This is a genomic window from Flavobacterium sp., from assembly GCF_036741995.1.
Taxonomy (GTDB): domain Bacteria; phylum Bacteroidota; class Bacteroidia; order Flavobacteriales; family Flavobacteriaceae; genus Flavobacterium.
In genome coordinates this window covers 1-6991 of sequence record NZ_DAINRG010000075.1, presented here as the reverse complement: position 1 = coordinate 6991, position 6991 = coordinate 1, and the positions used below count along the sequence as shown (strand labels likewise).

Annotated in this window: 7 protein-coding genes and 1 pseudogene; 5 read left to right on the top strand and 3 right to left on the bottom strand. The window is 32.4% G+C overall.

Going from position 1 to position 6991, the window contains the following annotated elements:
* The 5 genes and pseudogenes from V7D82_RS13090 to V7D82_RS13070 form a co-directional block, all read left to right on the top strand.
* Positions 1-467, top strand: a pseudogene (locus V7D82_RS13090) (nucleotidyltransferase); the annotation flags it as partial.
* The gene (locus tag V7D82_RS13085) at positions 468-2129 is read left to right on the top strand and encodes a ThiF family adenylyltransferase (RefSeq protein WP_333601403.1); all 1662 of its coding nucleotides are present in this window, start codon (positions 468-470) and stop codon (positions 2127-2129) included.
* Positions 2129-2590, top strand: coding sequence for a Mov34/MPN/PAD-1 family protein (locus tag V7D82_RS13080; RefSeq protein WP_333601402.1), 462 nt, complete (start codon positions 2129-2131; stop codon positions 2588-2590). The genes V7D82_RS13085 and V7D82_RS13080 overlap by 1 nt, the downstream gene beginning before the upstream one ends.
* Complete coding sequence (locus tag V7D82_RS13075) at positions 2583-3413, top strand: DUF6602 domain-containing protein (RefSeq protein ID WP_333601401.1); 831 nt, start codon at positions 2583-2585, stop codon at positions 3411-3413. Before V7D82_RS13080 ends, V7D82_RS13075 begins: the two co-directional genes overlap by 8 nt.
* Before the next feature lie 6 nt (positions 3414-3419).
* Positions 3420-4475 (top strand): hypothetical protein, encoded by a 1056-nt coding sequence (locus V7D82_RS13070; protein ID WP_333601400.1) that lies wholly within the window; start codon positions 3420-3422, stop codon positions 4473-4475.
* A 1-nt stretch (position 4476) separates the two neighbouring features.
* On the opposite strand, the gene V7D82_RS13065 is transcribed toward V7D82_RS13070, so the two are convergent.
* The 3 genes from V7D82_RS13065 to V7D82_RS13055 form a co-directional block, all read right to left on the bottom strand.
* Positions 4477-5190: a UPF0489 family protein gene (locus V7D82_RS13065; protein ID WP_333601399.1), complete on the bottom strand. Its 714-nt coding sequence runs from the start codon at positions 5188-5190 to the stop codon at positions 4477-4479.
* 11 nt (positions 5191-5201) lie between these two features.
* A complete protein-coding gene (locus tag V7D82_RS13060) occupies positions 5202-6452 on the bottom strand; it encodes a type II toxin-antitoxin system HipA family toxin (protein ID WP_333601398.1) in 1251 nt (416 codons plus the stop codon).
* Between the two features lie 93 nt (positions 6453-6545).
* Positions 6546-6836 carry a helix-turn-helix domain-containing protein gene (locus tag V7D82_RS13055; protein ID WP_162128004.1) on the bottom strand — a complete coding sequence of 97 codons (291 nt, stop codon included), beginning with the start codon at positions 6834-6836 and terminating at the stop codon, positions 6546-6548.
* Positions 6837-6991: the final 155 nt, after the last annotated feature.

The window sequence follows — 6991 nt, the reverse complement described above, 5'->3', positions numbered from 1 at the left end:
AGAATATTAAGGATAGAGCGACCACTGAAAAGGATTCCATCAGAAAGGTTATCCGTTTACTTAAAGTTTGGAAGAATACGAAGTATAATTATCCAACGAAATCTTTCTTTTTGGAATTGATTACCATTAAAGCCTTTGACAATAAGGATATATCAGGTAATTTGTGGAGCAAACTAGAGACGGTATTGCAGTATATCCGTGATGAAGTTACCGGAGACAATTTTACACTGAAAGATCCCGGAAACGGCTCTAATGATTTGATAGAAACATTAACTACTTCAGAAAGACAGGCTCTATCTAACGATATGAAAAATATGCTTGAAAGAATTGAGGATAATGATGAGAATATCAAAACTTATTTTCCTGAAAACGCAAAATTTGTAAAGGAAGAAGAAGAGGGTAATAAATACGAAAATAAAGGGAATGGGTTTTATTCTAACCCACCAAAAAATGAAAGATTCGGATAAATGACAGATAAACGACTACATACAATCCAACAAATTTTTTCTGAACTAAGTGGAGTTTCAATCGAAACTCCACTTAGTTCAGATTTGGAATTTAATATCGTTGGAAAGATTAAAGTCCAAGTTGAAACAACTGATGAATACTTGCTGTTTGATGTTAAAATTTACCCCGAATATCCTTTAAAAAGGATGGATGTGGAATCTATTACTTTTTCTAATACTGATTATTTGGCCTATGGGCATGTGATGGGTGATGGCTCTATTTGCAGGCATACTTCACATCAAATTGATTTAAAGAAAAAAATTGAAGTTGATATAAACTCACTAAAAAGATGGATTTGGAGATATTATTTGAATAAAGATAATGATGACCATTATGAGCACTTAATATTGCAACCCAAAGAGTTTAAAGACTTTCATTTTTCCTTTTTATTTACAGAAGTTGATTATGTTTTTAGTAAACATCAGTTTGGTTTTTTTGAATACTCAAAAATAAATAACGGTTTGTATTATGAAAAGATAATTTTTAATCATGTCATTCAAGAATTCAGAGATTCTTCGAGTAAATTAATAGCACAATGTAATTGGAGCAGCGCTATAAAGCAATTACCAAATAAGGATATCGGAATTTATGTCTTTTTAGAAAATCCCCCTGCGATAAATGGAAAGTTTATAATCACTAATTGGGAAGACATAGAATACTTAGTAAATCAAGATGTTTTTACTTTTCTTCATAGTGTACAGAAAAACAATTTAAAGTTGAATGGGAAGCCTATACCCTTTTTGATAGGCTATAAAATATCTGATACGGAGATACATTGGCAAGTTGCTATTTTAGATATTGGAAAATTTCCGATTGAGTCCTATAAAGAAGATAGAGTATGGAGAGGCGGATTTATTAATGAAACAATTACGTGGGGTATTACCAGAAATTGTTCGTATAACTATTTTTTTGGCAGGGGTAAATTGACCGAAAAGATAACAAAAAGCAAGATACTGATTGTTGGTATTGGTGCTATTGGTAGTATGGTTGCTACTACATTAACAAGATGTGGTTGTACAAGTATTGATGTAGTTGATTATGACATTAAAGAACCCGAAAATGTATGCCGGTCTGAATACTCATTTCTAAGTGGTATTTGCAATAAAGTTGATGATTTATCCAATCAACTATTTTCAATTTCGCCTTTCGTAGAAGTTGGTATCATTGATGTAAGGATGTTTCATGTGGATACTAAAGTTGCACAGGGATTAACCAATACTACTAATGATTTACAAAGAAGATTACTTCATTATGATATCATCATTGATTGTTCAACAGATAACGACTTGTTATATATTTTAGGTAAACTCGAATTGAAAAGGCTTATAACATTATCTATCACCAATAATGCAAAAGAGCTTGTTTGCTCTGTTGAGCCCAATAGTTATAATTGGGTAATGAATCAGTATGAGAATGTATTGGAGAATGAGTTAGAAGATATTCATAACCCAACCGGATGCTGGAGCCCAACTTTCAAAGCATCATACAATGACATAAATACGTTAGTTCAATTTGCTATTAAACATATTAATATCAAATTGAGCAATGACAATAAACTTTTAAGAAACTTTGTTTTAAAAACAAATGATGATGTATTTTCAATAAAATTAGATGAGTTTTGATGTATAGTATTAAAGAACTAGGATTAACATTAGATATTGAAGACAATTTGTTATCCAATATAATTGATATTGGGGTGCAACATTATCCCAACGAGTTTGGTGGATTTTTGATTGGTAATTATTCTGATGACCAAACCCATTTAAGTATAACAAATACTATTTTGCCCAATAAATTTAAAGGTACTCCCTATTTGTTTGAAAGAGATACAATAGGGATTGAAAATAAATTAAAACAGTTTTATGCTGAGAAACCGAAGAAATTTTACCTTGGAGAATGGCACACTCATCCCAATAATTTACCGATACCGAGTGGTACCGATATTAATGCTATTAATTCAATAGCAAACCATAATGAGGTGTCGATAAAAAATCCTATAATGTTGATTATAGGTTACAATAAAACCAAAGTTGAATTTGGTTTTTATGTTCAATTTAAAAATAAATTATACAGATATGAGTAGTAAAATAAAAATAGGAGACTTATTTAATGGGTTGCAAAATCAGATGGTTGCCCAATTAAATACTAATAGAGAGTTTATTCTGCATCCGGGTTCAAAAGGAGATTCTCTAGAAAATGTTTGGATTGAATGGTTACGGAAGTATCTACCCAATAGATATTGTGTTGATAAGGCTATAATAATAGATAGTAATGGTAGTTTAAGTCATCAAATTGATTTAGTGATTTATGATCAACAGTATACGCCCTTTGTATTTACACAAAACGGCATTCATTATATTCCGGCTGAAGGTGTTTATGCTGTATTTGAGGTGAAACCTGATTTGCAGGGCAATGTTAGTGATGATAATTTTTTTGAATATGCAGGAAAGAAAATAGAAAGTGTGCGAAGCTTAAAAAGAACGTCTGTAAAAATTATTAATGCGGGTGTTGAGGTACCAGCTAGACCATTGACAAAAATAATTGGTGGGATATTATCAAGTACTAATTCCTATACTCATGCAAACAATAACACAATTGAAGGACATTTAAAGAGTTTGAAAAACTTGCAAACTATTGAAATGGGATGTGCTGTTGATTATGGAAGCTTTTATGTAAATTATACCGGTACTGAAGATACTACTAGTAAAGATTTTGATAAAAGAATTAATGATTACTATTTGAACAGAACGTTTGAAAGTGTTACTTTCAGTGAAAAGGAGAATTCATTGGTGACATTTTTTCTTCAGCTTACAAGATATTTACAACAGTCGATAGGAACTGTGGCAGCTATTGATTTAAATGCTTATGCAAAATCTGTAGGGTTTGAGATTGACCAAAAAATTTAATTAAACATGAATAAAGCAAAAAAATATGCTCAGACTGGAGCTATAGTGTGTGGCGTTGGAAATGCAATTATTAACGCCATTAACCAACTTAATAGTAAGGACACAAAAAAGAAATTTGATTGGGGTCAACTGGCTTTTGCGGCTACTAAGGGAGCTGTATTTGGTGGAGCAGGTGGTTTTGTTTTAGGTTCTATTCGTGATAAAAAAATGACTCATGTGTTTTCAAAGTTTGGAAGTGTGCCTAATTATCTTCACAAATCATTGCATTACTATAAAGATGATAATACATTATTGCTTGATAAGGCAGAGCAAGTTAAAGCTAAATTAAATCAAAAATTTAAAAGCGATTTGGCTATAACTCCAAAATTTCATGGTTCTATAGCAAAAGGGACTTCAATATATGGTTCGGATATTGACATTCAACTTCAATTTAAAAAAGATTTTGGAACACTGGCAGATGTTTATTATAAAGTTTCTGATTATGTCTTTGATGAGTTTAAAGACGTTAAATTAGAAAGCGTTAGAGAACAGAAACATTCTATAGGTCTTGAATTTAAAATTAAAGATGAATTAAAGCGAATTGATATAGTTCCAACACGTCAAATAGATAATGGTAGTAACGATACTTGTCTTTTTGTGAACAAAACCGGTTTTTTTGAAAAACCTATTTACAAGAAAACTAATGCTCAAAAGCAATTATCATTTCTAAACTTTAATTATCGTGAAAAACGAATTGTGAGACTTCTGAAAGTATGGAAAACAGAAAATAATTTAAAAATAAAATCTATTCATTTGGAATGGTTGGCTAAGAAAGCCTTTCAACAAATAGCAATATCAAATAATATAGAAAAAGCACTAAAAGATGTGACTCACTTTATAGCTTCAAATATTGAATATCTTCGTATTGTTGATCCGGCTAATTCTAATAACATAATTTCTGATACTTTAACTAATGAAGAGAAAAGTACTATTAGTAGATTTTGTTTCAAAATGATTAACGATATTACTAAAGACAAAAGAAATATTATTGATTATTTTCCTAGTTTAGAATCCGTTGCTTAATTTATAAAGGCAATTCAAATCCTAATTGCTCGCATATTAGCTTTGCTTTTTGAATGGAAATATCCCAACCACCACAGCACTCAGGGCTTAAACAAATTGTGATTACAGCAATATGTTTTCTCGCCTGATTTATATTTTTGCAAAGTTCGATAATGTATTCATCTGTAAGCATTTGATATTTTCCTTCCTCTGAGTTTGCAAAAAAATAATCAATGTCTAAATTTAGAATCCATTTATTTTCTCTTTGGCTCATCCAATACTCAATATTTGTTGTAAGATCTTTTATTTCATATTCATTATCGATAAAATCATTAAGAGGTGTACCTTCATTGTGTGTTGCAAAATATTTAAAGCCAAATAAATTAGGATACACTAAATTCAAGTTGCCAATATAATTGTCCCATCTAAATAAAGCTGCATCTGGACTTCCTGCCATTGGCTGCCTTAACGCCACATATTCATTTAATGTTAATGAGTTTAATTGTATGCCAACATCAACTATTTGTGTTTGTACAGTGTTAGGAAAATGTAGTAAATCGTAATGTCTGTCAATGTGGAAGAGATTATACACTGCTCCAATATCAATACAATCCATCCAACACCAACTAGCTGCTAAATGATTATCCATAACGTAAATATTATCTTGTTTAAAGACAAAATTTAACTTGTCATTAAACGATTCTCCAAGTGGAAAATTTGGCTCTTTTATCCACATATATTTTAGTTTTATTTTTTGTAAAAAGCTTTATCCATCAATTCTTGTTCGCTTCTTGGAATTCCGATTTCATTAGCTATAGTCTTCCAATTGGTTGTTACCTCAACAACTTCTTGAATAATTGTTTCCATTTGTTTCTTGTTTAACCGAAAATATTCGCCTACACTAATTGCTAATTCAAAATCGAGGTCGTTGTTATCGGTATCAATGTTTAGGGCTAGCCCGTCTTTGTCAATAGATGGATTGAGGTCGTATGCCGGTGACAGAATCCAACCGTCTTTGGTTAGGATAAACCCGTGGTTTCTTAAATGATCATCTGTATTGGAAATGGCGATGTTAAAAATTATTCTGCGCCATAGTTGTTGCAGATTGGCTTCTATGTTTGTGCCATAGTTGCTTATAAACTCTACTATATCTAAATAACTTGCCTGATTGTCCCGGATTGTTTCCTCATTGTTTCCTGTCATAGTCATAGCTGAAGCAAAGTGTATTCTTTCACCATTTTCGCGGTCGAAACGTTTTGTGAAAAAAGTGCGGTAGTTTCCTAATATCCTATCGATACGACATGGTGCCATTTCGATTCCTGCTTTTATAGCCAGTTGATAGGCCAGAAATTCCCAAGCGGCTTTATCGACAGTATCTGTTTTGGAAGGGAATTTGGCAATCCAAACGCTTTTATCGGCATCTAAAACATTGGCTTTAGGTCTTGCGCCACCCAAGGAAGAACCAGGAGCAATTAGTACTGAGAGGTATCTGTTGACTTCTTCGTTATCGATATCATTCTCAAAAATATAGGCTGCGTTTTGCAACTCACGAATTGATGCCCAAGGTGGAGTTGAAGCCGTTTCATTGTTGTCTAAAAAATCGCCATTTGGGTCGGTTTTGAAACGTAATGCACCCATACGACTTTCATCATATACTCCTAACAGGAAATCTATATCGTAGAGCGTTGGTGCTTTTTCTTTGTTTTCTTTTGCCCATTGTGCTGCTCGGCGTTTCATTAAGGTGCGTCCCCAAGTGTCGGGCATACTGTCGAGGAATATACCGAAGTTTTCCTTTTGGTTTGGGTATTGAGGACCACCATACAATTGTATGTCTGGGTCGAGCATAAATTTTTGTTCTGATTTGAGCCAATCATTATCATACTCAAAGCTGAATGCTTTTTTGCCTTTGGCTTGTTGTGCTGAAAGGATCCCGATTATTTTTGGTTCTTTCATTCCCAGCCAGTGGGCGTAAACGTATATGTCGGTTTTTGTGGACATTTTGGATTGTTAGATCTTTGGATGTTAGATGTTCTCGATACTATTTTCACTCCATTGTATTATGTGAAAATCACTCGAACTGACGATACAGTATTACTTAAGGAGTTCTAGGTCTTGGAGTTTTCTTCCCAGTTCATCATCTGAAGCGAGTTTTAGAAAATCATCTTGTAGGCCTAATACTCTTAGTACATTAAAATAAGCACCAATAGCAACACTAGGATTACCTTTTTCTATTTGATATAAAGTAGTCCTAACAATATCGGCTCGTTCTGCTACCTGAACAGCAGTAAGCTTTCTTCTTTTCCTAGCCAACTTTATGTTTTCACCCATCTGTTCTAGCGTTATTAAGTGCTTAGGAAAAACGGTCTGTTTTTTTCTGTTCATTTTACTAAATGTTCATTATTATAAACAAAAGTACTATTTATGTTCATAATAACAAACATTATACTATATTTTTATTCTTTATCAGTTTCTATGCCACTAGCTATTATACTATTAACTATAGTTTCTTTATTACCATTTCCTTTTATATAATACTA